The 24,904-nt window shown below is 64.3% G+C and carries 21 protein-coding genes and 1 tRNA gene; 11 read left to right on the top strand and 11 right to left on the bottom strand.

All coding sequences use genetic code 11. The annotated features are described in order from the left end of the window. Positions 1-14: 14 nt before the first annotated feature. Positions 15-695: a TIGR04283 family arsenosugar biosynthesis glycosyltransferase gene (locus FGK64_RS03775; RefSeq protein WP_138862444.1), complete on the top strand. Its 681-nt coding sequence runs from the start codon at positions 15-17 to the stop codon at positions 693-695. Between the two features lie 3 nt (positions 696-698). Here the strand turns inward: FGK64_RS03775 and FGK64_RS03770 are convergent, their stop codons facing one another. After that, the gene (locus FGK64_RS03770) at positions 699-2,555 is read right to left on the bottom strand and encodes an ABC transporter ATP-binding protein (RefSeq protein WP_138862443.1); all 1,857 of its coding nucleotides are present in this window, start codon (positions 2,553-2,555) and stop codon (positions 699-701) included. Positions 2,556-2,731: 176 nt separating this feature from the next. On the opposite strand from FGK64_RS03770, the gene FGK64_RS03765 reads away from it, so the two are divergent. Then, complete coding sequence (locus FGK64_RS03765; RefSeq protein WP_138862442.1) at positions 2,732-3,943, top strand: pyridoxal-phosphate-dependent aminotransferase family protein; 1,212 nt, start codon at positions 2,732-2,734, stop codon at positions 3,941-3,943. On the opposite strand, the gene FGK64_RS03760 is transcribed toward FGK64_RS03765, so the two are convergent. Together FGK64_RS03760 and FGK64_RS03755 are read right to left on the bottom strand one after the other, a co-directional pair. Continuing rightward, a complete protein-coding gene (locus FGK64_RS03760; protein ID WP_138862441.1) occupies positions 3,940-5,049 on the bottom strand; it encodes a pyridoxal phosphate-dependent aminotransferase in 1,110 nt (369 codons plus the stop codon). The genes FGK64_RS03765 and FGK64_RS03760 overlap by 4 nt on opposite strands. Before the next feature lie 51 nt (positions 5,050-5,100). Continuing rightward, a complete protein-coding gene (locus tag FGK64_RS03755) occupies positions 5,101-5,490 on the bottom strand; it encodes a YbaN family protein (protein ID WP_246057667.1) in 390 nt (129 codons plus the stop codon). A gap of 157 nt (positions 5,491-5,647) precedes the next feature. On the opposite strand from FGK64_RS03755, the gene FGK64_RS03750 reads away from it, so the two are divergent. Together FGK64_RS03750 and FGK64_RS03745 are read left to right on the top strand one after the other, a co-directional pair. Beyond that, positions 5,648-6,430: a crotonase/enoyl-CoA hydratase family protein gene (locus tag FGK64_RS03750; RefSeq protein WP_138862440.1), complete on the top strand. Its 783-nt coding sequence runs from the start codon at positions 5,648-5,650 to the stop codon at positions 6,428-6,430. 152 nt (positions 6,431-6,582) lie between these two features. Next, the gene (locus FGK64_RS03745) at positions 6,583-7,662 is read left to right on the top strand and encodes an NAD(P)H-dependent flavin oxidoreductase (protein ID WP_138862439.1); all 1,080 of its coding nucleotides are present in this window, start codon (positions 6,583-6,585) and stop codon (positions 7,660-7,662) included. Between the two features lie 168 nt (positions 7,663-7,830). Here the strand turns inward: FGK64_RS03745 and FGK64_RS03740 are convergent, their stop codons facing one another. Beyond that, positions 7,831-10,941: a valine--tRNA ligase gene (locus tag FGK64_RS03740; RefSeq protein WP_138862438.1), complete on the bottom strand. Its 3,111-nt coding sequence runs from the start codon at positions 10,939-10,941 to the stop codon at positions 7,831-7,833. A 146-nt stretch (positions 10,942-11,087) separates the two neighbouring features. Here FGK64_RS03740 and FGK64_RS03735 point away from each other — a divergent pair, with 146 nt between their 5' ends. The 4 genes from FGK64_RS03735 (at position 11,088) to FGK64_RS03720 (ending at position 16,541) form a co-directional block, all read left to right on the top strand. Further along, complete coding sequence (locus FGK64_RS03735; RefSeq protein ID WP_138862437.1) at positions 11,088-12,068, top strand: zinc transporter ZntB; 981 nt, start codon at positions 11,088-11,090, stop codon at positions 12,066-12,068. A 242-nt stretch (positions 12,069-12,310) separates the two neighbouring features. Then, positions 12,311-14,608: a xanthine dehydrogenase family protein molybdopterin-binding subunit gene (locus FGK64_RS03730; protein ID WP_138862436.1), complete on the top strand. Its 2,298-nt coding sequence runs from the start codon at positions 12,311-12,313 to the stop codon at positions 14,606-14,608. 30 nt (positions 14,609-14,638) lie between these two features. Next, a complete protein-coding gene (locus FGK64_RS03725; RefSeq protein ID WP_138862435.1) occupies positions 14,639-15,718 on the top strand; it encodes a DUF2235 domain-containing protein in 1,080 nt (359 codons plus the stop codon). 79 nt (positions 15,719-15,797) lie between these two features. Continuing rightward, entirely contained in the window at positions 15,798-16,541 is a 744-nt protein-coding gene (locus FGK64_RS03720; RefSeq protein ID WP_138862434.1) for an SDR family oxidoreductase, read from the top strand. Between the two features lie 3 nt (positions 16,542-16,544). Here FGK64_RS03720 and FGK64_RS03715 read toward each other — a convergent pair whose 3' ends face one another. The 3 genes from FGK64_RS03715 to metF all read right to left on the bottom strand — a co-directional run bounded on the left by FGK64_RS03715 (position 16,545) and on the right by metF (position 19,170). Further along, complete coding sequence (locus tag FGK64_RS03715) at positions 16,545-17,600, bottom strand: sensor histidine kinase (RefSeq protein WP_171053958.1); 1,056 nt, start codon at positions 17,598-17,600, stop codon at positions 16,545-16,547. A gap of 156 nt (positions 17,601-17,756) precedes the next feature. Continuing rightward, a complete protein-coding gene (locus FGK64_RS03710; protein WP_138862432.1) occupies positions 17,757-18,236 on the bottom strand; it encodes a PaaI family thioesterase in 480 nt (159 codons plus the stop codon). 67 nt (positions 18,237-18,303) lie between these two features. Continuing rightward, a complete protein-coding gene (metF, locus tag FGK64_RS03705; RefSeq protein ID WP_138862431.1) occupies positions 18,304-19,170 on the bottom strand; it encodes a methylenetetrahydrofolate reductase [NAD(P)H] in 867 nt (288 codons plus the stop codon). Between the two features lie 93 nt (positions 19,171-19,263). Here metF and FGK64_RS03700 point away from each other — a divergent pair, with 93 nt between their 5' ends. Then, positions 19,264-20,169, top strand: a complete 906-nt coding sequence (locus FGK64_RS03700; RefSeq protein WP_138862430.1) for a LysR family transcriptional regulator — start codon at positions 19,264-19,266, stop codon at positions 20,167-20,169. Between the two features lie 27 nt (positions 20,170-20,196). Next, positions 20,197-21,174, top strand: coding sequence for a ketopantoate reductase family protein (locus FGK64_RS03695; RefSeq protein ID WP_138862429.1), 978 nt, complete (start codon positions 20,197-20,199; stop codon positions 21,172-21,174). Between the two features lie 163 nt (positions 21,175-21,337). On the opposite strand, the gene FGK64_RS03690 is transcribed toward FGK64_RS03695, so the two are convergent. Beyond that, complete coding sequence (locus FGK64_RS03690; protein WP_138862428.1) at positions 21,338-22,378, bottom strand: NADP-dependent oxidoreductase; 1,041 nt, start codon at positions 22,376-22,378, stop codon at positions 21,338-21,340. Positions 22,379-22,531: 153 nt separating this feature from the next. Here FGK64_RS03690 and FGK64_RS03685 point away from each other — a divergent pair, with 153 nt between their 5' ends. Next, a complete protein-coding gene (locus tag FGK64_RS03685) occupies positions 22,532-23,317 on the top strand; it encodes an inositol monophosphatase family protein (protein ID WP_138862427.1) in 786 nt (261 codons plus the stop codon). Here the strand turns inward: FGK64_RS03685 and FGK64_RS03680 are convergent. The 3 genes from FGK64_RS03680 to FGK64_RS03670 form a co-directional block, all read right to left on the bottom strand. After that, positions 23,314-24,057, bottom strand: a complete 744-nt coding sequence (locus FGK64_RS03680; RefSeq protein ID WP_138862426.1) for a rhomboid family intramembrane serine protease — start codon at positions 24,055-24,057, stop codon at positions 23,314-23,316. The genes FGK64_RS03685 and FGK64_RS03680 overlap by 4 nt on opposite strands. A gap of 168 nt (positions 24,058-24,225) precedes the next feature. Beyond that, positions 24,226-24,310 (bottom strand) — tRNA-Leu (locus tag FGK64_RS03675). 51 nt (positions 24,311-24,361) lie between these two features. Continuing rightward, a complete protein-coding gene (locus FGK64_RS03670) occupies positions 24,362-24,841 on the bottom strand; it encodes an Lrp/AsnC family transcriptional regulator (RefSeq protein ID WP_138862425.1) in 480 nt (159 codons plus the stop codon). Positions 24,842-24,904: the final 63 nt, after the last annotated feature.

Here is a 24,904-nt window from a genome sequence, read left to right as displayed (position 1 = left end):
CAGAGGATGTTGTCTTGAGCGCAGAAATCAGCGTCGTGATCCCCACCCTGAACGCCGAGGGTACATTGCCCGCCTGTTTGAACAGCCTGATGGAAGGGCTGACCACCGGACTGATCCGCGAATTGATCGTCAGCGACGGTGGATCCGACGATGCGACCGTGATGATGGCCGATGATGTGGGCGCGCGGATCGTATCCGGCCCGGCCTCACGCGGGGGGCAATTGCGGCGGGGCTGCGCCGATGCGCAGGGCAAGATGCTGCTGATCCTTCATGCCGATACGGTGCTGGAACCGGGATGGAGCCGTGTCGTGCGCGACTACCTCGACCTTGAAACCGGACCCGCCTATTTTCGCCTGCGCTTCCGTGCGACGGGTCTGATGCCGATGCTGGTGGCAGGCTGGGCTAACCTGCGTTCGGGGCTGTTCGGGCTGCCCTATGGCGATCAGGGGTTGCTAGTGACGCGCGCCGATTACGACCGCGCCGGGGGCTTTCCCGATCAGCCGCTGATGGAAGATGTCGCCTTGATCCGCGCGCTGGACCGCAGTGTGACCGGTCTGCCAGCCTTTGCCCATACAGGGGCCGAACGCTATCAGCGCGCAGGCTGGCTGCGGCGCGGCGCGCGCAATATCTGGACGTTGACGCGCTACCTTGCCGGGGCCGATCCTGAACGGCTGGCGCAGGCCTACCGCCGATAGGCGCTAGCCGAACAGTTTACGCCCGATCCGCCGCAGGATCGACGGTGGCCGGTCGGAATTCTCTGGGAAGCGCGCGGCCAGCGCGGCGGTGCCGACCGGGTCGATGATGGTTTTGCCGTCCTGAAACTGTAGGCGATACAGATCGGCGTAGATGCCGCCGCGTGCCAGCAGTTCATCATGGGTGCCCTCGTCGACCACCTGTCCGCGATCCATCACAAGAATCTTGTCAGCGTTGCGGATCGTGGACAGCCGGTGCGCGATCACCAGAGTAGTGCGCCCGCCCGCCAGCCTGTCCAGCGCGCTTTGCACCACTTTTTCGGACTGCGCGTCCAGCGCGCTTGTCGCCTCGTCCAGCAACAGCACGGGCGTGTTGCGCAGCAGCGCGCGGGCGATCACCACGCGCTGACGTTGCCCCCCGGACAAGGCCGAACCGCGCGGCCCCACCAGCGTATCCAGCCCATCCGCCAGCTTGGGCAGGAAATCGGCGACATGGCTCGCCTCCAGCACGCGCTGCAGTTGCTCGTCGCTCACGTCGTCACGGCCCAGCAGGATGTTTTCGCGCAGGGTTTCGTCGAACAGCAGCGCCTCTTGGCTGACGACGGAATAGAGCCCGCGCAACTCGGCCATATCGATATTGCGGACTTCCGTTCCACCCACGCGCACCGCCCCCTCCTGCGGATCAACAAGGCGCGTCAACAGGTTGAACACGGTGGATTTCCCGGCGCCAGAGGCCCCGACCAGCGCGGTCGTCTTGCCCGGTTCGGCCCGGAAGGTCAGCGCCCGCAGTACAGGCGAGTCGCCATAGTTCAGCGACACCTTGTCAAAGTCGATCGCGGGCAGACCTTCGGGCGCGGCCACGGGATTTTCCGGCGACAGCACACGGATCGGCGCATCCATCAGCTCTTTCAGCCGTTCAAGCGAGGCCGCCGCCGCTTGCCAGATGCCGCTGACCGCCGCCAGCCGGCGCATCGGGTCAAAGGCCAGCGCGATGGCGGTGAAAAAGCTCATGAACTGGCCGACGGTCTTTTCGCCTGCAATGATCTCGGCGCCGCCATACAGCAGCACGCCCATGAACCCGACCCCGGCCATCACGTCGATCATCGCCGTAATCCCGGCGGTTCCGAAAGAGGCGCGCACCTCGGAACGGACGTAGGTTTTTGTCAGCCCCTGAAAGCGGTCGGCCTGATATTCCTCCAGGCTGTTCAGCTTGATCGGAACGATGCCGTGGAACACCTCGTCCAGCCGTGTTGCCAGCGCGGCGCCCAGGTCGCGGGCCTGCGCGGCCTTCTTGCGCACATAGCGTTGCAGCACGGCAATCGGCAGCATCAGCATGGGCAGCCCGATCAGCATGACGGCGGTCCAGCGCCAGTCGATGCTGATCGCGACGCCGATCAGGATGAACAGTGAAATCGTATCGCGCCCCGCGCCGGTAATGATCGCGCGCCAGACATCGTTGACGGCGTTCACATCCATCTGCACCCGCTGGATCAGGAACCCGGGCGGATGCGTCTGGTGAAAGGCGGTGTCCTGACGGATCAGGCGGCGCAGCAGATCCAGCCGCATATGCGCGGCGCTTTCCTGTGAAATCCGGGTCAACAGGATTTTCTGGCACATGCCCGCCAGACCGCGCACGCAGAAGATCACGAAGAAGGTGGCGCTGACCCATCCCAGCGCCGAGGAATTGCCCTGCACGAAGACCAGATCGAACATCGGTTGCATCATGTAGCTGATGGCACCGACCATCGAGCCTTCGAGCAGCATGAAGACAATCGCGATCCCGAGCAAAGGAATGTGGCGGCGCAGGTAGTTGTTCCAGAGCCAGCCCATCAGCTCGCCCGAGGAGGCGTGAGTTTTCTTCATGGCCGGGCGTTCCGGGGCAGGGCGGTGAACATGGCGCGCGCCTTCGTAACTGTGTCGGGTCGAATGGTCATCAAATAGGGGTGGTGCAAGCGGCGGCGAATTGCAAGGGCGCGCCGCATTGACGCCGGGGTCTTCATGCGTAGTGTGGCGCGGCAGATTCCACGACGGACCACCTCATGACACATCCATCCACTCTCGCGCAGGGGCGCAGCTATCTGGCGATTCCGGGGCCTTCGGTTATTCCCGATGCGGTGCTTCAGGCGATGCACCGCGCTGCGCCCAATATCTATGGCGGCGAGCTTGTCGAGGTGACCCATTCCGTGGTCGCCGACCTGAAGCGCGTGGCGCGCACCCGGCACAAGGTGGCGATGTACCTGGCCAACGGTCATGGTGCATGGGAGGCGGCGTTGGCCAACGTGCTGTCGCCGGGCGATCTGGTGCTGGTGCCCGCCACGGGGCGGTTCGGCATGGGCTGGGCGGACATGGCGCAGGGGCTGGGGGCGGAAACCCAGATCATCGATTTCGGCAAATCCTCTCCTTTCGATCTGGACCGCGTGGCCGAGGCGCTGCGCGCGGATACCGGCCACCGGATCAAGGCGGTGCTGGCGACGCATGTCGATACCTCCAGTTCGGTGCGCAACGACATTCCGGGCCTGCGCCGGGTGCTGGACGATTGCGCCCATCCCGCGCTGCTGATGGTGGATTGCATCGCCTCGCTGGCCTGCGACCGGTTTGAAATGGACGACTGGGGTGTCGATGTGACGGTTGCGGCCTGCCAGAAGGGCTTGATGGTGCCGCCGGGCATGTCTTTCGTGTTCTTTAATCCGCGCGCCGAAGCCGTGCGCAATGCGATGCCCCGCGTCAGCCGCTATTGGGATTGGGGGCCGCGCGGCGCGCCGGCCGAATATTACCAGCATTTCGGCGGCACGGCGGGCACGCACCATGTGTATGGCCTGCGTGCCGCGCTTGACCTCATCCACGGCGAAGGGATCGAGGCTGTCTGGACTCGTCATGAAACCCTTGCCCGCGCGATCTGGGCCGCCTGCGAGGCCTGGGGGCAAGAGGGCGATTTCCACCTGAACATCGCCGATCCCGCATTGCGCAGCCATGCGGTAACGGCGGCGCGCCTGTCGGGCCCTGATGGGACGCGGCTGCGCAACTGGCTGTCGGACAATATCGGCCTGACGCTGGGCATCGGGCTGGGCATGGCGCCTGCGGGCGATCCGGCGGGCGATGCGTTTTTCCGTCTTGGCCACATGGGTCATGTGAACGGCCAGATGATCATGGCGCTGCTGGGCGGGATCGAGGCCGGGATGGCCGCGAATGACATCGCTCACGGTAGCGGCGCGCTGTCGGCTGCCGCAAGGGTGATCGCCGGTAAGGCCTAGCCTTCGCGGGCTTCTGCAAGGGCTTCGGGCAAGGCGCGGGCGAAAAACTCCAGCGTCTCGGCCGGGGCCGCGCTGACCCGGATGCAGCGGTTCTGCGGCGCGGCAAAGGGCATTCGCACGAACACGCCACGCGCGATAAGCCCGGCCACCACCCGCGCCGCAAGCGCCCCGTCGCCGCCACAGTCAATGGCGACGAAATTGGTGGCCGAGGGCAGCGGCGTCAGGCCGTTGTCGCGCGCGATCTGGCCGATCCGGTCGCGTGCGGTGGCAATCTCGCCCTGCACATGCGCCAGCCAATCGCGATCTTCCAGCGCGGCCAGCGCCCCGGCCTGGGCAATCCGGTTGATGCCGAAATGATTTCGCACCTTGTCGAAGGCGCGGATCAGATCGGGTGCGGCCAAGGCATAGCCGATGCGCGCGCCCGCCATGCCGTAGACCTTGGAAAAGGTCCGCATCCGGATCACACGCGGATCGTCGGGCTGCACCGGCAAGGCCGTGCCCTCTGGCGCGCATTCGACATAGGCCTCGTCGACGATCATCAGACAGCCCTCGGGCAGGCGATCCAGCGCGGCCAGCAGATCGGCGCCGCTGTGCCAGCTGCCCATCGGGTTGTCGGGATTGGCGATATAAACCAGCTTGGCCCCAACCTCGCGCGCCTTTTCGATCAGCGCCTCCGGGTCTTCGCGATCGTCGCGATAGGGTACTTTGTGCAGCACCCCGCCAAAGCCCGAAACGTGATAGTTGAACGTGGGATAGGCGCCTTCGGACGTGACGACGGCATCGCCTTCGCCCACGACGAGCCGCACCAGATAGCCGAGCAGCCCGTCAATCCCTTCACCAACCACAATATGTTCGGGGCGCACCCCATGCTCGGCCGCCAGAGCCTTGCGCAGGTCGTGGCTTTGCGCGTCGCCGTACATCCAGACATCGCCGGCCGCCGCCTGCATCGCATCAATAGCGCGGGGCGAAGGGCCAAAGGTATTTTCATTCGCGCCAAGACGCGCGTCAAAGGCGGCGCCACGTTCGCGTTCTTGTGTCTCGGGGCCGACGAACGGCACGGTAGAGGGCAGCGCGGCGACAAGCGGGGTGTAGCGAGGAAAGGTCATGCCGCGCAGATAAGCCCAAGCGCGCGGTCCCGGCAAGCGGCAAACCGGGGCTTAGCGGTCAGGCCGTGTCAGCACATAGGCGGCGCCGATGCCCATCAACAGGCCCTGCGCGATCAGCACCCGGCCGGGCACGCCCATCGCCCAGGACAGGGCAAAGGTGGCGGCCATCACCGGACAGGCAGCGATCTTGACCCGGCGCGGGATCGCGCCCGTCGCTTCCCAATCGGCGATCATCGGGCCAAAGCGCCGGTGCCCAAGGATCCACGCGCGCAACCGAGGAGAGCCTTTGCCGAAACAGAAGGCCGCAAGCAATACCAGCGGCGTGGTCGGCAGCACGGGAAGGAAAATGCCCAGAATCCCCAGCGCCAGCGACAGCAGCCCGGCCAGTGTCCAAAGCGGACGCATCGCGCGGCGTGGCTGTCGTGCAAGGCTGCGTGACATGAACAAAGTCCCTTTCTGTGCAGGGGAGCGGTCGCGATCTAGCCACGACCCGGACCTCCTGTAAACGGCCATACCGGCCGCGGTGTTCCGTCACGTAGTGCTGGCATCGCGCCTGACCACGGGGCAGGGTAAGCCCGACACCAGCGGAGGGCATCACATGGCGCGTGTATCAGTCACCTATGAACAACATATTGCCAGGGTCACGCTGACCCGCGGCGACAAGATGAACGCGCTGGACCGCGAGATGATGGAGGCCATCGTCGCCGCCGGACAAGAGGTCGCGGCCTCTGACGCGCGCGTGGTGGTGCTTTCGGGCGAAGGTCGTGCCTTTTGCGCGGGGCTCGACATGGCAAGCTTTGCAACCATGGGTACCGTCGATCCCGAAGCATGGCTGATGGAGCGCACCCACGACGACGCCAATCTGGTGCAAGAGGTGGCGATGACATGGCGTCGCGCGCCGATGCCGGTGATTGCGGCGATCCAGGGCGTGGCCTTTGGCGGCGGCCTGCAACTGGCGCTGGGCGCCGACATTCGCATCGCCGCGCCCGATGCGCGGGTTTCGCTGATGGAGATGAAGTGGGGCCTTGTGCCCGATATGGGCGGCATGGCGCTGCTGCCGGCGCTGGTGCGCTCGGACGTTCTGCGACTACTGACCTACACTGCCGAGCCGGTGGGTGCCGAGCAGGCCGAACGCTGGGGGCTGGTGACCTCGCTGGCCGAAGACCCGCTGTCGGCAGCGCTGGACCTGGCAGGAACGATCACCGGCAAGAGCCCCTCGGCGATCCGCGCGGCCAAGGCGCTGATTGCCACCGCCGAATCCGAGGGCCAGTCCGATGTGCTGCTGGAAGAATCCCGTGCCCAGGTGCCGCTGATCGGCAAACCCCACCAGATGGAGGCGATTGCCGCCCAAATGCAGAAACGCGCGCCCAACTTCAAATAGGCCGTTACCAAGCGGAGTGCGCCTGATGGCGCACACGACATGCCCGCGCTGCACGCGGTAGGGGGGCGCCGTAGGGGCCGGGGTGTGTTATGAAACGGGTTGCGCCTGCGGCACGGCTGTAGTTCGCTTGTGCCAATCGAGGAGGGGCCGCCATGACCATCGCATCGCGCGTTCAGACATTCTGCGAAGCTTACGGGTTGCAGATGCCAATCCTGTTGGCGCCCATGGCAGGTGCTTGCCCGGTTGCCCTGTCGCAGGCGGTTGCACGCGCGGGCGGCATGGGCGCCTGTGGGGCGCTGCTGATGTCGCCCGATGCCATTTCGGACTGGGCGCGCCAGATGCGCGCGGGCGGCAACGGCGCCTTTCAGATGAACCTCTGGGTGCCCGACCCCCCGCCCGAACGCGACCCCGAGGCCGAGGCGGCTGTGCGTGGCTTCCTGGGGCAATGGGGCCCCGAGGTTGACGCCAAGGCGGCCGAGGTCGGGTTGCAGGATTTCGCAGCGCAAGTCGATGCCGTAATCGATACAGGGCCGTCGGTTATCAGCTCGATCATGGGGGTTTACGACGAGGAGACGGTGAAGCGCCTAAAGGACAACGGCATCCGCTGGTTCGCAACCGTCACCACCGTGGCTGAGGCGCTGGAAGCCGAAGCCGCCGGCGCCGATGCGGTCGTGGCACAGGGGTCTGAAGCCGGGGGCCACCGCGGCGCGTTTCACGCCGACCGGGCCGAGGCTCAGATGATCGGCCTTTTCTCTTTGCTTCCTGCTGTGGTGGATGCGGTGAAGGTTCCGGTCATCGCGACAGGTGGCATCGCGGACGCACGTGGCATCGCGGCAGCCCTGACGCTTGGTGCCAGCGCGGTGCAGATCGGTACCGGCTTTCTGCGCACGCCCGAGGCTGGCACGCCGACCCCCTGGGCCGATGCTCTTGGCCGCGCGCGCCCAGAGGACACGGCGCCGACCCGCGCCTTCTCGGGCCGCTTGGGGCGCAGCCTGCGCACCGCCTATACCGAAGCCGCCGCAACGCCAGAGGCCCCGAAACCCGCGCCCTATCCGATCCAGCGCAACCTGACCGGCGCCATGCGAAACGACGCGGCCCAGGCTGGCGATCTCGACCGGATGCAGGCTTGGGCCGGTCAATCCGCCGCTCTCGGTGCCACCGATCCGGCAGAGGAGGTGACGGACCGTCTCTGGTCCCAGGCCAGAGAGCTCCTCAACCTTTCGACCAGCTGAACCGTCCAACTCTTCTTTGGGGCTCAAATATCACGGGGGAGGCCGCGCAGCGGGCGGGGGCAGAGCCCCCTTCCTTCCTGTATTGCCGCCTCCCGGCGGCGAGAGGCAGAGCCCCCTTCTACGATGACGGCCGGACGCGGGTGACAAACCGCCACCCGCGCGGTCTCCTCACCCTAGTTCGGCCAACCTTGCCAGCGCCTCTTTCAGCCGTGCCTCTTCCTCTTCGCGCGCGGCGAGGTTGGCGCGGGTTTCGGCGACAACATCTTCAGGCGCGGATTCGGCGAATTTCGGGTTGTTCAGCCGCCCGCGCAGCCCGCCCAGTTCCTTGGCCAGCTTGCCCAAGCTCTTCTCGAGACGCGCCTTCTCCTCGGCGATGTCGATGATCTCGGCCAGCGGCAGCCCAAAGGACGCGCCCTCGGCGGCGATGGTGATCGTACCTTTGGGGAAGCTGTCGACCGGGGTCAGGCTTTCGATACGGGCCAGCCGCATGATCAGCGTCTGGTTCCGGTCCCACGCGGCCTGGCCGGCGGCGTCGATGTCGCTCACCACCATCGGCACTTGAAGCCCCGCGGGCACATGCATCTGCATCCGGGCCGAGCGGATCGACTCGATCAGCGCGATCACCCATGTCATCTCGCGGTCGGCCTCGGCGTTGATCGCCTCGGGCCCATAGGCGGGCCAGTCGGTCAGCATCAGCATCCCATCGCGCTGGCCCGAGGTCTGCCAAAGCTCTTCCGTGATGAACGGCATGATCGGATGCAGCAGCACAAGGCACTGATCCAGAACCCATTTCATCGTCTCGCGGGTCTCGGCCATGGCCGCGGCATCCTCGCCCTGCAACAGCGGCTTGGAGAATTCCACGTACCAGTCGCAGACCTTGCCCCAGACAAAGCGATACAGCGCGCTGGCGGCATCGTCGAAGCGGAAGTTTTCCAACGCCTCGTCCACCTCGGCCCGCACCCGCGCGGTTTCGCCGACGATCCAGCGGTTCACCGTCTGCGCAGGCGCCGGAACACCCGCAGCCGCGGCCTCGAACACGCCGTTCATCTCGGCGAAGCGCGCGAAGTTCCACAGCTTGGTGCCAAAGTTGCGGTAGCCGGTGATGCGCTGGGTATCCAGCTTCAGCACGCCGCCAAGGCTGGCCATCGCGGCATTGGTAAAGCGCAGCGCGTCGGCGCCGAATTCGTCGATGATATCCAGCGGATCAACCACGTTGCCAAGGCTCTTGGACATCTTCTTGCCCTTGGCGTCGCGCACCAGCCCGTGCAGGTAAACCGTTGAAAACGGGATCTGATCGACCACGGCCAACTGCATCATCATCATCCGCGCGACCCAGAAGAACAGGATGTCCTGCCCGGTCACCAGCGTCGATGTCGGGAAATAGCGCGCCAGTTCCGGCGTCTGCTCGGGCCAGCCCAGCGTCCCGATGGGCCACAGGCCGGACGAGAACCATGTGTCAAGCACATCGGGGTCGCGCCAGACCGGGTAAACCAGGTGGGTTGGGTCCTGGGTCACATTGTATTCGGCAAGGCTCGCCGCCAGTGTCTCGATTGCCGCCTGACGGTCGGCCACTTCGACGACCCGCGAATGGTTGATCGGGGTGGGGGTGTCGTCCAATTCATGCAGGAAGGCGCGCGTGACATCATCGAGCGTGGCACCGCAATGGGCAACTTCGCCCGCGTGCAGCATCCCGCCTTCGTTCAGCAGGCGGCCCAGCTCGACCGCATCCAGCGCGCCATCGCCTTCGTCGTCCTTGAAGCGATGCACGCCGAGGTCGAAACCATACCACACCGGAATCTGGTGGCCCCACCAGAGCTGGCGCGAGATGCACCAGGGCTCGATGTTTTCCAGCCAGTGGTAATAGGTCCGCTCGCCCGACTCTGGCATGATCCTGACCGTGCCGTTCTTCACGGCGTCCAGCGCCGGGCCGACGATCTGCGCGGTATCGACAAACCACTGATCAGTCAGCATCGGCTCGATCACCACCTTCGACCGGTCTCCGAAGGGCTGCATGATCGGCTTGGCCTCGACCAATGGGATGGGATGCACCTCGCCATCCTCACCCGGTTCGCCGGGCACCATCACGGCCAGCCCTTCGGCGGTGATCTGCGCGACCACCTGCTTGCGGGCCTCGAAGCGATCCAGCCCGCGCAGCTCGTCCGGGACAAGGTTCAGCGTATCGACCTCGGCGCCCGTGAAGGCGGCGCCATTTGCAATTTCCTGTGCGCGGGCGGCGGCCTCGGCATAGGGTGCGCCATCGTCGCGCATCCGCCCCTTGGTATCCATCAGGCGATACATCGGGATATCGTTGCGGCTGGCGACGCCATAGTCGTTGAAATCATGCGCGCCGGTGATCTTCACCGCGCCCGAGCCGAAACTCGGGTCCGGGTACTCATCGGTGATGATGGGGATAAACCTGCGGAATTCCTGTGGACCAACCGGAATTTCGCACAGCTTGCCGACGATTGGTGCGTAACGTTCATCCGATGGGTGAACCGCAACCGCGCCATCGCCCAGCATCGTCTCGGGGCGGGTGGTGGCGATCGAGATATAGTCCCGCGTCTCCCGCAGGGTTACGTTGCCGTCTTCATCCTTCTCGACGTATTCATATGTCTCGCCCCCCGCAAGCGGGTACTTGAAGTGCCACATGTGGCCGGCGACCTCGATGTTCTCGACTTCAAGATCGGAAATCGCGGTTTCGAAATGGGGATCCCAGTTGACCAGCCGCTTGCCGCGATAGATCAGCCCCTTGTTGTACATATCCACGAAGACCTTGATGACGGCATCGTGGAAATTGCCGCCTTCGCCCTCGGGGGCTTGCGGGGCGCCCGACATGGTGAACGCCTCGCGCGACCAGTCGGCCGAGGCGCCAAGGCGCTTCAGCTGGCCAATGATCGTGCCGCGCGACTTGACCTTCTGGTCCCAGACGCGCTTCAGGAATTCCTCGCGTCCCATCTCGGCGCGGGTCGGTTCGCCATTGGCGGCCATCTCGCGCTCGGTCACCATCTGGGTGGCGATGCCGGCATGGTCGGTGCCGGGCTGCCACAGCACGTCGAACCCCTTCATGCGCTTCCAGCGGATCAGGATGTCCTGCAACGTGTTGTTGAAGGCGTGTCCCATATGCAGGCTACCGGTGACGTTCGGCGGCGGGATCATGATCGAATAGGCCGAGGCGCCGGGCTTGGCATTCGCCCCCGCCTTGAAACATCCGGCCTCTTCCCAGGCCCGGTACAGGCGGTCTTCGGCGTCGGCCGCGTTGAATGCTTTTTCCAGTGCCATGGCGGTGATCCTTGCAAACGTCCGCGCCCCGTCTATCGAAGCTGGCGCGGAAGGGGAAGCGCACTTGCACCCGGCGCGGCATTTGGGCGTGGAAATCTGCCGCCCGCTGCCCCAGATTACCGGACAAACAGGCAAGGAGAGCGCGAATGGCGATCAGACTGGCACATCGCTGTGACGGAACCGGCGGGGCCGAAGAAATCGACCCGCAGGGGCAGACAGCCGCGCAGCTGTCGCAGGGCGAAGGGTTCGTCTGGCTGCACCTCGAACGGCCCGCACCAGATGAACCCGACTGGCTGCACCAGTCGGGGCTGGATGCGCTGGTGACCGAGGTGCTGGACGCGCCCGAGACCCGGCCACGCTGCGCGACCCACGGTGACGGGGTGCTGATGAACCTGCGCGGCGTGAACCTCAGCGAAGGCGCCGAGCCCGAGGACATGGTGTCGCTGCGCATCTGGGCGACGCAGGGGCTGGTCGTGACGGTTCAGCGGCGCCGCATTCGCGCGGTCGAAGACGTGGCCGAGGCGCTGACCCGCCGCGCTGCGCCGCAAGACAGCGGAGAGCTGATCGCCCGGATCGCCCTGCGCCTTGCCGACCGCGCGGAACCCATCGTCGCCGACCTGAACGAACGCATCGACGATCTGGAAACCGAACTGGAAGATAACGGTCGCGTCCCGTCGCGCGCCGAACTGGCCGAGGTGCGCCGCGTGTCGATCATGCTGCGCCGCTACATGTTCCCCCAGCGCGACGCGCTGAGTACGCTGGAAATCGAGGATATGGACTGGATGATGCACGGCGCGCGCGAACGGGTGCGCGAAGCCACCGAACGCGTCACCCGCCTTGCGGAATCGCTCGACGCGATCCGCGACCGCGCCGAAGTCGTGCACGACCAGATCATGGACATGCGCGCCGAGGCCAGCAATCGTCAGATGCTGGTGCTGTCGGTGGTCGCCGCGATCTTCCTGCCGCTGGGCCTGTTGACGGGACTCCTCGGCATCAATGTCGGCGGCGTGCCCGGCGCCGCACAACCCATGGCCTTCTGGGTCGTTTGCGCGCTCCTGCTGGTGATCGGCGCCGGTCAGGTCTGGCTCTTCCGCCACCTCGGCCTCATCGGCCGCGACCGCGGCTGAAATCGCGCTGACGCGCGATGCCTCCGGCGGGGATATTTGGACCCCAAAGAAGCACGGGGTTCGTCTCTCTTCATCATTCCGGAAATACTCCGGGGGAGTCCCGAAGGGACGGGGGCAGCGCCCCCAACTGGCCTCGAACCTGGACTCGGGGCTGATTGTGCGAGGGAAAACGCTGCCCCGCTCTGGACATCCGAACGCTGGGGGATAGTGTCCGACTGACCCAACACACGAAGGACGCGCAGATGGAGAAATTCGGGAAAAGCCAACCGGTCACGCGGTTCGAGGATGTCCGGTTTCTGACCGGCGAGGGGCGCTATGTCGATGACATCACGCCCTCCGGCGCACTCTTCGCCTTTGTGCTGCGCAGCCCGGTGGCGCATGGCACGATTTCGGAACTCAATTGCGAGGATGCCCGCGACGCGGACGGCGTGCATCTTGTCGTGACCGCGGCCGATCTCGACGCGGCGGGTATGGACGGCGGCTTGTGGGGCGTCACGGTCGACAACCGCGACGGCACCAAAGGCGCCGCGCCGCATCGCCCCTTTTTGGCGCGCGACCGTGTCCGCCATGTGGGCGAGCCGGTCGCCATCGTGATTGCGGACACGCTCGAGCAGGCCCGCGACGCCGCCGAGATGATCGAGCTGGACATTGACGAACTTCCGGCCAAGCTGGATTTCGCGCCCGGCGGCGAGACAATTCACCCCGAGGCGCCAGATAACATGGCCTATGACTACGGCATCGGAGACGAAGACGCGACCGAGGCCGCGTTTCAGGCCGCCGCGCGCACCGTCAAACTGGAAGTGGGCGACAACCGCATCATCGTGAACGCGATGGAGCCGCGGGGCTGTTTTGCCGAATGGGATGGCAACCGCATCCACCTGGCATTTGGCGGGCAGGGTGTCTGGGGCATGAAGGGGCACCTGGCTCGCGCAATGAAGCTGGACGAGGCCGACGTGCGCATCACCAACCCGGATGTCGGCGGCGGATTTGGCATGAAGGCCGCGCCCTACCCAGAATATTTCGCCGTGGCCCATGCTGCCCGCGCATTGGGGAAACCCGTGCGCTGGATGTCGGACCGGACCGAAGCGATGCTGAGCGACCATGCCGGGCGCGATCTGGTTTCGATTGCCGAGCTGGCTTTTGATGAGACAAACAAGATCACCGCCTACCGGGTGAACACGCGGTCGAACATGGGGGCCTATAACTCGAACTTCGGGCAGATCATCCAGTCGTTCCTTTTTGCCCGCGTGCTGATGGGCACCTATGATGTTCAGACCATCTGGATGAATTCCCGCGCCTATTACACCAACACCACGCAGGTCGACGCCTATCGCGGCGCGGGCCGACCCGAGGCGATTTACGTGCTGGAACGGGTGATGGACCGCGCCGCGCGTGAGCTGGGTGTGGACCCGATCGAGCTGCGCAAGCGCAACTTCATCGCGCCCGACAACTTTCCCTATACCTCGGCCACCGGCGAAACCTATGACGTAGGCGAGTTCGCGCGCGTGCTGGACCGGGGCGCCGACGCAGCTGATTGGCAGGGGTTCGAGTCACGCCGTGAGGCGGACGGAAAGCGCGGTCTGCTGCGCGGGCGCGGGTTGGCTTACTATATTGAAAGTATTCTCGGCGATCCTTCGGAAGGCGCGAAGGTCGAATTCCACGAGGATGGCATGGTGAGCATTTATGTCGGGACACAGTCGAACGGGCAGGGGCATGAAACCGTCTATGCCCAGTTCCTGAGCGATCAGACCGGCATCCCGGTAGATCGTATCCGGGTGGTGCAGGGCGACAGCGACAAAATCGCCAAAGGCGGCGGCACTGGCGGGTCACGGTCGGTGACGACGCAAAGCAATGCGACTTTGGCGGCCGTGTCGACGATGGCGGCTGCGTTTGCGCCCTATCTTGCCGACAAGATGGGGGTCGAGGAAGATGCGATTACCTTTGATGAAGACGGATTCAGCGCGCCCGGGTCGAACATGCGCCCGACGTTGATGGAGGCCGTGGACATGGCGCGCGCCGATGGCCGCGCCGACCTGATGGTGCATGAGGCGCGCGCCACATTGCCGGCCCGTTCTTACCCGAACGGGGCCCACGTGGCCGAGGTGGTGATCGACCCTGAAACCGGCCATACGCGAGTTGACCGGTATTCGGTCGTCGACGATTTCGGAAACATGATCAATCCCTTGCTGGCCGAAGGTCAGGTCCACGGTGGGGTGGTCCAGGGCATCGGGCAGGCGCTGTGCGAACACGTCGTCTTTGACGAGGATGGCCAGTTGCTGACGGCGACCTTCATGGACTACGCGATGCCACGCGCGGCCGATGTGCCCGAGATCGGGTTTACCACCGAACCGGTGCCTTCAACCGCCAATCCGATGGGGATGAAAGGCTGTGGCGAAGCTGGAACCGTGGGCGCGCTGGCGGCCGTGTCCAACGCAGTTCAGGATGCCCTATGGGACAAGGGCGTGCGGCAGGTCGACATGCCCTTTACCCCTCTGCGTATGTGGGAGATGCTGGCCGATGGGCCGGTCGCTGCTGAATAAACGCGTTCTGCCCCGCAGGCGGGGCGCGCCATGAGCGGGCCGTTTCAGGGGCTGGCGCAACGCGTGCTGGGCTGGCTTGGTCGGCCCATGCGCAGCGCGCATTCGCCGGAAACCCCCGACCGGGGCGTGCGCACCCATGTCATCATTCTGGATGGCACCCTGTCGAGCCTGGAGCACGGATTCGAAACCCACGCGGGCGTGACCTATCGGCTGTGTTCGCAGATGGGAGGTCGCGTATCGGTCTACTATGAAAGCGGGGTGCAATGGCGCGGCTGGCGCTCTGGCCTCGACGTGCTGATGGGGCGGGGGATCAACCGCCAGATCCGCCGCGCCTATGGCTATCTGGCGTCGCGCTATCGCCCCGGTGACCGCCTGTTCCTGTTTGGCTATTCCCGCGGCGCCTATGCGGTGCGTTCGCTGGCCGGGGTGATCGACCGGGTTGGCCTGCTGCGCGCTGAACATGCGACGGAAACCAATATCCGCACCGCCTATCGCCATTACGAGATGAACCCCGACGGCCCGCATTCGCGCGCCTTTGCCGCGCGGTTCTGCCACGCTGACGTGCCGATTCAGATGGTGGGCGTGTGGGACACGGTCAAGGCGCTTGGGCTGCGGCTGCCGTTTCTGTGGAAAGCGGCCGAAGAACGGCATGCGTTTCACAACCACGCGCTGGGCGCCAGCGTGCGCAACGGGTTTCACGCCCTTGCCTTGGATGAAACGCGCGAGGTGTTTACCCCGGTGATGTGGCGCTGCCCGCGCGACTGGCCGGGCCGGGTCGAACAGATGTGGTTTTCCGGCGCGCATGGCGATGTGGGCGGGCAATTGGGCGGGTACGAATTGGCGCGACCTCTGGCCAATATCTCGTTGATCTGGATGCTGGAACGGGCTGAGGATTGCGGATTGCAGTTCCCCAAGGGCTGGCAAGCGCGATTCTATACCGACGCGGGCGCGCCTTCGGTCGGAACGTGGCGGGCCTGGGGCAAGGTATTCCTGCTGCGCAAACCGCGCGAGGTGGGTGCGGACTGGACGGAATCGTTGCACTACACGGTGCGGCCCGAAAGCGCAGAACGTCTGTCACCGGGCATCCGCCGCTCGCGCCCTGTGAATTGACCGATCCGGCGCAATTTGTCGGTGGCCTCTGCGGTCTGTCCCGCCTAGCCTGATTGAATGGTCAGGGGAGGAGAGCCAGATGACGGAGCTTACAGGAAAAACAGCGTGGATCACGGGCGCAGGCACGGGCATTGGCGCGGAATCGGCGGTGGCGCTGGCGCAATCTGGGGCGCGGGTGATCTTGTCGGGACGACGGAGCGCACCACTGGAGACCGTGGCCGAGAGAATTGCAGATGCCGGTGGCACGGCCCATGTGGCACCGCTGGACACTGGTGATCGGGCCGCTGTTGATGCGGCGGTGCAGAAGTTCGCGCCGATCGACATTCTTGTCGCCAGCGCAGGGTTGAACGTGCCAGACCGCGCATTGGACAGCATCACGCCCGAGAGTTGGGACAAGGTGGTCAACGTGAACCTGACCGGCGTGTTCAACCCGGTGCATGCGTTGCTGCCTGGGATGCGCGCGCGGGGCGACGGCTGTCTGATCCTGGTGTCCAGCTGGGCCGGGCGCTATGCCACGCGGATGACAGGCGCGGCTTATAACGCGACAAAACGCGCGGTTCTGGCGCTAAGCGAAACCATCAACGAGGAAGAGGGCGGTCGCGGCATCCGATCCACCGTGATCATGCCCGGCGAAGTCGCGACAGATATCCTGAAATCGCGCCCGGTGCCGCCGTCGCAGGCGGATATGGATCGGATGCTGCAATCCGGGGATCTGGCGCGGACGGTGCGCTTCGTCGCCGAAAGCCCGGCGCATGTGTGCCTGAACGAGATTCTGATCTCGCCCACGTGGAACCGATTTTACCAAGGCATGAAAGAGGTTTAGCCCCTATCCCGGCAGATGCCCCGCCAGCCGGTATGTGAGCAGCCCATCGGCGTGGTCCAGCGTGCCAGTGCCGTCGAAATCAGCGGGCACAATGCTGTCGAGCAAGGTGATACCAAAGCCACGCCGTTTTCCCAAGCCATTGGCGTGGGGAACGGTCTCGCTCCATTCCATGTCGAATTCAGTCCCTTTATGGCGCCATTCGATGCGGATCGCGCCGCCCTGCGCCAGCGCGCCGTGCTTCAGCGCATTTGTTGCCAGTTCGTTGATCGCCAGCGCCATGGCCATAGATTGCCGTTCCGGGAGCAGGATCGATGGCCCCTCCAGAACCACCGCCGAATTGTCCGCCATATGCACCTTAAGCGCCGACAGGATCACATCGCGGATATCGGCGGCGCGGTGGCTTGTGGTACCCAGCGATTTTTGCGCCTCGGCCAAGGCGCCCATCCGGGCAGAAAGTGCCGCCCAGGCAGAATCGGTATCGGACGCGTTGAGAACCGATTGGCGCGCAATGGCGGTCACGATGGCAAAAGTGTTACGCATCCGGTGCGCCAGTTCGTCGTTCAGCGCCTGCATGGCGGTCAGCGCATGAACCGTTTGCGTCGTCTCGATCACCGTGTCGATAAATCCCGACACCTGTCCGGTTTCGTCGAAAACGGGGCTGTAGCAAAAGGTAAAGTGGCAGTATTCATCGTACCCGTTGCGGTTGATCGTCAGCGGGAAATTCTCGATGAAGGTTGCCTCGCCGCCAAGAGCGCGGGCTGCAATATCGCCGATGTCATCCCAGGCTTCGGCCCAAATATCGCGAAAGCTGCGGCCCTGCGCACATTGTTTTTTGCCCAGGATCGGGGCAAAAGCATCGTTGTGCAGGGTGATCATCTCGGGGCCCCAGACAAGCGCCTTGGGGAAATGCGAGGCCAGCATCATCTGCACCGCGACCCGCAGCGCCGTGCTCCACGTGTCGGGCGGGCCAAGCGGGTTGGCGTGCCAGTCCATGTTCGACAGGGCCCGGGGCGCATCGCCCGGAATCTGGAACAGGCTGGTTTTGAGGGTCTTGTCCATAAGGGCCGGTAATCCAAGGAGAGACAGGGGCATGATTGCCATGGGCCATGGGGCAAGGGGCCTTGAGCCAATCGCCATCTGACCTATTTCCGGGGTCCCAGTCAATGAATCGTGTCAAGAGGGGATCAAATAGGCGAAATTGCCTACGCGCCGGGGCTAGCTGATCTTCATGACGATGCAGGTGGTCGAGCCGGTGGCATACAGTTTGCCGTCCTCTATCCCGCGAATTTCGCCATGAGAAATCCCGGTGGACCGGCCGACGTGATCGACGGTTCCGATACAGTCGATTTCCATCCCCAGCGGGATCGAGCGCAGGATATTTATCTTGTATTCCAACGTCGTATAGACCGAACCTCGCGGCACGCCCGTCATCACCGCGCAGGCCATCGCGCTGTCCAGAAGGGTGCCGTACCAGCCGCCATGTACCGTTCCCATCGGGTTCGTCATGCTGAATTCCGGCGTGCCACGAAACACCACGCGGCCCTCGGACACTTCAGCCAGGCGGTAATTCATCGTCTGGCCGATCGGAGGGCCAGGCAGACGCCCTTCCAGAATGCCCTGCATGAATTCCAGACCCGAAAGTTTCAGGGCCTCGGCTTGGCTCAGCAGGTCGGATGGCTGTTTTGCGATTGTCATGTCGGGTGTCTCCTGCCGTGGCATGACGCTAACGGCAGGAGGGGGAAGTGCAAGATGCCCGCGATAATTACGCGACGTTCTGCAGGTTCAGTTTCGGCGTCACACCCAGCGCGTGGCACACATCGCGTGTCAACTCGGGGCGGTTCAGCGTGTAGAAATGCAGCTTGTCCACGCCTTCGTCGATCAGGTCGCTGCACAGCTCGGTGCAGATCGCCGTGGCCAGCAGATCCTCGCGCCCGTCACGGGCTGCGGTGGTGAAGGCATCATCGACCCAGTCGGGGATATAGGTGCCACAGGCCTTGGCGAATTTCGACGCGCCTTTCCAGTTCTCGATCGGCAGAATGCCCGGCGTGATCGGCTTGTCGATACCGGCCTTCGCACAGGCATCACGGAAGCGCAGGAACGATTCGGCCTCGAAGAAGAACTGTGTCAGTGCCTCGTCGGCGCCCGCATCCAGCTTGGCCTTCAGCCAGTCGATATCGGCGGCCATGTCGGCGGCATCGGGGTGGGTATCGGGGTAGGCGCCAACGCGGATGGTGAACTCGCCCGCCTGTTTCAGCGCCGCGATCAGCTCAACGGAATTGGCGAACCCATCGGGATGCGGCTGGAACGCGCCGGTGCCCTTCGGCGGGTCGCCACGCAGCGCCACCAGTTCGTTTACACCGGCCTCGGCAAAGCTGCGCGCGATGCCCAGCGTTTCCTCGCGCGTGGCGTTCACGCAAGTCAGATGTGCGGCCACGTTCAGCCCCGAGGATTTGTGCAGCGTCGCCACCGCATCGCGGGTCAGGTCGCGTGTGGTGCCACCGGCGCCGTAGGTCACCGAGACAAACCGCGGGTCCAGCGGGGCGAGTGTCTGAACCGTATCCCACAGGCGAAACGACGCCTCGAGGTTTTGCGGCGGGAAGAATTCGAAAGAAACGATAGGCGCGGGCATCGGTGTGATCCTTGTGATTTGATCTCTTGTGACATGCAGGGCGTTGTGAGACAATTTCATAATTCTCAAGAACAACATGAGTTCCATTGCAGTATGCATATCGAGTTCAGGCACCTCCGTTCGATCAAGGCGATCCACGAGGCAGGCGGGCTGGCGCGCGCCGCCGATCTGCTCAACATCACCCAAAGCGCGCTGAGCCATCAGATAAAGGGCTTGGAAGATCAGGCCGGGGTCGAGCTGTTCGTGCGTAAATCCAAGCCGATGACGCTGTCTGCGGCAGGGTTTCGGCTGTTGCGGCTGGCCGACCAGGTGTTGCCGCAGGTCGAGGCAACGCTGGCCGAGTTCACCAACCTGCGCGACGGCAAGGCCGGGCGGATGCACATCGCAATCGAATGCCACGCCTGTTTTGAATGGCTGTTTCCCGTGCTGGAAGGCTTCCGCAAGGATTGGCCCGATGTCGATGTCGACATTCGGCCCGGACTTGCCTTCGACGCGTTGCCGGCGCTGCAAAAGGAAGAGGTCGATCTTGTGGTGTCGTCCGACCCCGAAGTATTGCCCGGCGTCGAGTTCATCGAACTGTTCGATTATGCGCCGGTCTTCGTGGCCTCGGCGCAGCATCCGCTTGCGGCCAAGGATCACGTCGATGCCGAAGATTTTCGCGGCCAGACGCTGATTACCTATCCGGTGGAACGCTCGCGCCTTGACGTGTTCAGCCAGTTGCTGACCCCGGCCAAGGTCGAACCGGCCGCGATCCGGCAGGTGGAATTGACGGCGGTGATCCTGCTGTTGGTCGCATCCAACCGCGGCGTGGCGGTGCTGCCCGATTGGGTGGTGCGCGAGGTGAAATATTCTTCGGACTATGTGACGCGCCCGCTGACCGAACAGGGCGTGACGCGGCGGTTATATGCTGCCATCCGCTCGGAAGATCGCGAAAAACCCTTTGTGATGCGCCTGATCGATCTGGCGCGCACCGAGGCGCGCAAGTTGCAATCTCAATAGAACACTCGATCCAGTCAGGACATCACAATGCGTATCATCATCATGGGCGTCGGCGCCGTCGGCGGAACACTGGCCGTGGCACTTGCCGCGTCAGGGCAAGAGGTTGTCGGTATCGCGCGCGGCGCGCAGTTGCAGGCGATCCGCGACGGCGGGCTGACGCTGCGCACCCCGATGGGTGACACCCACGCGCGTTTTTCCTGCGTTGCCAGCCCCGACCAGATCGACTGGCGCCCCGATGACGCGGTGGTGATGACGGTGAAAGGCCAGCATACCGCGGCGGCGCTGGATCAACTGGTCGCGGCGGGCGTGACGGATCAGCCGATCTTCTGCGCCCAGAATGGCGTCGACAACGAACGCCAGACGTTGCGCCGCTTTGCCAACGTGCATGCGGTGACGGTGATGCTGCCCGCTACATTCCTGACCCCCGGAGAGGTGCTGTGCCACGGCGCGCCCAAACCCGGCTACTTCGACATCGGGCGGTATCCGCAAGGTCTTGACGCTGCCGACCATGCGCTTGCCGAAGCGCTTGAAAAGGCAGGGTTCGGTGGATACGCGGTTGAGGATGTGATGGCCTCGAAATACGGCAAGCTACTGATGAACCTTCATAACATCGCCGAAGCTGCGATCGGGGAAGGCGCGCGACCCATCGCCGAGAGAATGCGCGCAGAGGCCCGCACCGTGCTGGAGGCAGCTGGTATCGACGCTCGCGATATGGGGAGCAATGACCCGCGCCGCACGACGGTCATGAAAGTCACCGAGATCCCCGGAACGCAGCGCCCGGGAAGCTCCACCACCCAAAGCTTCGAACGGGGCACCGGATCCGTCGAAACCGACTACCTGAACGGTGAAATCTGCCTGCTCGGCCGCCTGCATGGCGTCCCCACGCCGGCAAACGATTGGGGCATGGCGATTGCCGCCCGCATGCTTGCCGAGAATCTGAAACCGCATTCGATTTCTTTTGAAGATGCCAAAGCGGCCTTGGCCGTCACAGCAAATTCGCGCTGACGCGCGAGCCTCCGGCGGGGATATTTGACCCCCAAAGAAGCAGGGAGACTGTCAATTTCTTTGGGGCCAAATATCCCGGGGGAGTCCCGAAGGGACGGGGGCAGCGCCCCCGATTTGTCTACTGCCGGCTCTCGGCGGTGTGGGGCAGCGCCCCCGACCTGGCTCAGATCAGCTTGACGATCTGCTTGCCGGTATTGCCGCCTTTCAGCATGGCCATGAACGCCTTTGGTGCGTTCTCGAGACCTTCGGCAATATCTTCGACATAGGCCACGTCGCCATTGGCGACCTTGGGGCCAACCGTTGTCAGGAACTCGCCCATCCGGTCGAAGTGGTTCGAGATGATGAAGCCGTTCACCGACAGGAATTTCACCAGGATCGTGCGCCATAGCTTCGGCCCGGTCACATCCGGATCCTGCGCGCCCGAGCCCAATCCGCCCGCATTGTACCACGCGATCATGCCACAGATCGGAATACGGCCAAACCGGTTCATCAGCGGCAGAACCGCGCTCAGCACCTTGCCGCCCACATTTTCGAAATAGATGTCGATTCCATCCGGGCATTCTGCCGCAAGCGCTTTCCGCAGATCCGAAGCGGTGTCATAGGCCCGATGGTCCAGACAGGCATCGAAACCAAAGGTGTCGACCGCCATCCTGCACTTGTCGGCACCGCCGGCCACGCCGACCACGCGCAGACCCAGCCCTTTGGCAATCTGCCCGACCATCGAGCCGACCGGCCCGGTTGCCGCCGCGACCACCAGCGTTTCGCCTGCCTTCGGTTTGCCATGTTCCATCAGGCCGAACCACCCCGTCAGCCCCGGCATCCCCAGCACGCCAAGCGCGGTTGTGATCGGCCCATGTGCCGGATCGATCTTGCGCAGCATCTTGGCGGGCTGCACGCCATGGGTGGCCCAGCCGAACATGCCGAAGGCGAAATCGCCCGGCTTGAAATGCGGGCTGTTCGACGCGATCACCTCGCCCACGCCGCCGGCTTCCATCGTGCCACCCACAGGCACCGGGTCGGAATAGCTCTCGGCGTCATCCATGCGCCCGCGCATATACGGGTCCAGAGACATGTAGTGCACGCGCACCAGCACCTCGCCATCCCCGGGCACGGGCATCTCTTGTGGCTCATAGCGGAAATTCTCGGGCTTGGGCGCCCCCTCCGGGCGGCTGGCCAGGGCCACGCGGTACATCTGTTCGCTCATGTCGCTCTCCTCCTGATATGCTTGGCGCAACGGTGGAGGCAGTTCACGCGCTTGGCAAGGTCGGGCCGCGCGAAAGGACGCGACGTTGCGGCCCTTGGCAAGACGGGTCGCAGTGCGTATAGGCCGGGGCTGATCGTTTCAGGAGTCCGGGCAATGATTGGCAGCGCAAATCTCAACATCATGATCAAGGCCGCGCGTCGCGCGGGCCGTTCGCTCGTCAAGGACTTCCGCGAGGTCGAGAACCTCCAGGTTTCGATGAAAGGCGCGGGCGATTTCGTCAGCCGCGCCGATACCGCCGCCGAAGAGATCATCAAGGAAGATCTGATGGGCGCGCGCCCGACCTATGGTTGGCTGGGCGAAGAAACCGGCGAAACCGAGGGCGAAGACCCGACCCGCCGCTGGATTGTCGATCCGCTGGATGGCACCACCAACTTCCTGCATGGGCTGCCGCATTGGGCCATTTCGATCGCGCTGGAACACAAGGGCCAGATCGTGGCCGGTGTGGTGTTCGACGCCGCCAAGGATGAAATGTTCTTTGCCGAAAAAGGGGCCGGCGCCTGGATGAACGACCAGCGCCTGCGCGTTTCGGGCCGTTCGCGCATGATCGAAAGCATCTTCGCCACCGGTCTGCCCTTCGGCGGTCGTGCCGATCTGCCAGCCACGCTCAAGGATCTGGGCCGCCTGCTGCCCGCCTGTGCCGGCGTGCGCCGCTGGGGCGCGGCCTCGCTCGATCTCGCCTATGTGGCGGCCGGGCGCTATGACGGTTTCTGGGAACGCCGCCTGCACGCCTGGGACATCGCGGCCGGGCTCATCATCCTGCGCGAGGCCGGTGGTCTGGCCGAGCCGATGACCAAGGGCGGCGACATCCTGAGCGACGGTGAAGTCGTCGCCGCGAACGAGGCGATCTTTGCCAGCTTCGCCAAGGTCATCCGCGGCTAACGGCGGGGCACCCGCGGGATGCTGGATTTCACGAAGGTATAGTCTGCTTCCGGATGCGGCGGATGGCCCTCGGTCTGGCTCCAGAACCGCGGTCCGCCCCGGCGCACCCACAGCGGCAGCGCCAACAGCAACCCAATGACGAACCCGCCGGAATGCGCCCAATAGGCCACGCCGCCCGCTTCGCTGTCAGACCCGACACTGTTGAACACCTGAAGCGCGAACCATGCCCCCAGCATCACCCAAGCGCGCATCGGGATGATCTTGAAGAAGACGATGAAGAAAAAGAACACGTCAACGCGCGCCTTGGGATAAAGCAGCAGATAGGCGCCCATGACCCCGGCAATCGCACCCGACGCGCCCACCGTTGGCACCGGTGACAACGGGCCTGCCACGACATGCACCAGCCCCGACCCGACCCCGCAGGTAAGATAGAAACCAAGAAAGGGCAGGTGCCCCATCTCGTCTTCCAGGTTGTCGCCAAAGATCCACAAAAACAGCATGTTGCCGCCCAGGTGCATGACCCCGGCGTGCAGGAACATCGAGCTGAACAGCGTATGCAGCTCGGCCCCCTGCGTGATACGCGCCGGAATGATCGCCCATTGCGCATAGAATTGCCAGATCGCGCGCCCATTCCCGATCAGATCGGCATAGCTCAGGAAAATCAGGATGTTCGCCGCCACCAGCGCATAGGTGACATAGGGCCTGCGCCCCGACGGATTGTGGTCGCGGATCGGAAACATGGCCGCACGCTGCGACCAAATCCCACACCGGTCAAGTCAGGAAACCGGCCGCGCCCATACTTTCATTCTTTGGGACAAAAATATCCCGGGGGAGTCCCGCAGGGACGGGGGCAGAGCCCCCTTCCGACGCTTCCGCGTGCTCAAAAGGCGGGCTCGATGACACAGGCGTGGTACGGGCGGTGGGACTCGAACCCACACGGGCAAAGCCCTTCGGATTTTAAGTCCGATATGTCTACCATTCCATCACGCCCGCGTGGCGCTTGGATAGCAACCGCAACCGCCGCTCACAAGCGCCATAACGCGATCAAACCGGCAGATCGGGCAGGCCGTCTTCTTTCACTGCCTGCATGGCCACATAGGTCGAGGTACCGGCAAGATGCGGCAGGGTCGAGATTTTTTCGGCCAGGACGCGGCGGTATTCGGTCATGTTGCGGGCGCGAATCTTGATCAGATAATCGAAGTTGCCCGCGATCAGGTGGACTTGTTCAATCTCGCCGATCCGCGCGACGGCGGCGTTGAATTCGGCCAGCGCGGATTCGCGAGTGTCGACCAGGCGCACTTCGACAAAGGCGATCAGGTCCAGACCCAGCCGGATCGGGTCGATCAACGCGCGATAGCCCCGGATGAATCCTTGGGTTTCCAGCCGTTTCAGCCGCGCCTGCGTGGGCGATTTCGACAGCCCGATGTGGCGCGCCAGATCGGCCACGCTCAGCCGTCCGTCGCTCGCCAGAACAGACAGGATTGCCCGGTCGTGGCGATCCAGATCATTCCAGTCGTTTTGCATCGCTATCTCGCCGATAATAAGTCGATTGGCCTGTGAATATCTCAAGATCAGGTCAATGTCCCG

Origin of the sequence: Arenibacterium halophilum, from assembly GCF_005938225.1 — a bacterium.
GTDB lineage: Bacteria > Pseudomonadota > Alphaproteobacteria > Rhodobacterales > Rhodobacteraceae > Arenibacterium > Arenibacterium halophilum.
The sequence above is the reverse complement of the archived record's forward strand: the minus strand, read 5'-3'. Positions and strand labels throughout refer to the sequence as shown.

Bases quoted from the DNA above. Each gene is read 5' to 3' on its own strand.
- FGK64_RS03770 (WP_138862443.1), bottom strand. From the start codon at position 2,555: ATGAAGAAAACTCACGCCTCCTCGGGCGAGCTGATGGGCTGGCTCTGG.
- FGK64_RS03765 (WP_138862442.1), top strand. From the start codon at position 2,732: ATGACACATCCATCCACTCTCGCGCAGGGGCGCAGCTATCTGGCGATT.
- FGK64_RS03760 (WP_138862441.1), bottom strand. From the start codon at position 5,049: ATGACCTTTCCTCGCTACACCCCGCTTGTCGCCGCGCTGCCCTCTACC.
- FGK64_RS03755 (WP_246057667.1), bottom strand. From the start codon at position 5,490: ATGTCACGCAGCCTTGCACGACAGCCACGCCGCGCGATGCGTCCGCTT.
- FGK64_RS03750 (WP_138862440.1), top strand. From the start codon at position 5,648: ATGGCGCGTGTATCAGTCACCTATGAACAACATATTGCCAGGGTCACG.
- FGK64_RS03745 (WP_138862439.1), top strand. From the start codon at position 6,583: ATGACCATCGCATCGCGCGTTCAGACATTCTGCGAAGCTTACGGGTTG.
- FGK64_RS03740 (WP_138862438.1), bottom strand. From the start codon at position 10,941: ATGGCACTGGAAAAAGCATTCAACGCGGCCGACGCCGAAGACCGCCTG.
- FGK64_RS03735 (WP_138862437.1), top strand. From the start codon at position 11,088: ATGGCGATCAGACTGGCACATCGCTGTGACGGAACCGGCGGGGCCGAA.
- FGK64_RS03730 (WP_138862436.1), top strand. From the start codon at position 12,311: ATGGAGAAATTCGGGAAAAGCCAACCGGTCACGCGGTTCGAGGATGTC.
- FGK64_RS03725 (WP_138862435.1), top strand. From the start codon at position 14,639: ATGAGCGGGCCGTTTCAGGGGCTGGCGCAACGCGTGCTGGGCTGGCTT.
- FGK64_RS03720 (WP_138862434.1), top strand. From the start codon at position 15,798: ATGACGGAGCTTACAGGAAAAACAGCGTGGATCACGGGCGCAGGCACG.
- FGK64_RS03715 (WP_171053958.1), bottom strand. From the start codon at position 17,600: ATGGACAAGACCCTCAAAACCAGCCTGTTCCAGATTCCGGGCGATGCG.
- FGK64_RS03710 (WP_138862432.1), bottom strand. From the start codon at position 18,236: ATGACAATCGCAAAACAGCCATCCGACCTGCTGAGCCAAGCCGAGGCC.
- metF (WP_138862431.1), bottom strand. From the start codon at position 19,170: ATGCCCGCGCCTATCGTTTCTTTCGAATTCTTCCCGCCGCAAAACCTC.
- FGK64_RS03700 (WP_138862430.1), top strand. From the start codon at position 19,264: ATGCATATCGAGTTCAGGCACCTCCGTTCGATCAAGGCGATCCACGAG.
- FGK64_RS03695 (WP_138862429.1), top strand. From the start codon at position 20,197: ATGCGTATCATCATCATGGGCGTCGGCGCCGTCGGCGGAACACTGGCC.
- FGK64_RS03690 (WP_138862428.1), bottom strand. From the start codon at position 22,378: ATGAGCGAACAGATGTACCGCGTGGCCCTGGCCAGCCGCCCGGAGGGG.
- FGK64_RS03685 (WP_138862427.1), top strand. From the start codon at position 22,532: ATGATTGGCAGCGCAAATCTCAACATCATGATCAAGGCCGCGCGTCGC.
- FGK64_RS03680 (WP_138862426.1), bottom strand. From the start codon at position 24,057: ATGTTTCCGATCCGCGACCACAATCCGTCGGGGCGCAGGCCCTATGTC.
- FGK64_RS03670 (WP_138862425.1), bottom strand. From the start codon at position 24,841: ATGCAAAACGACTGGAATGATCTGGATCGCCACGACCGGGCAATCCTG.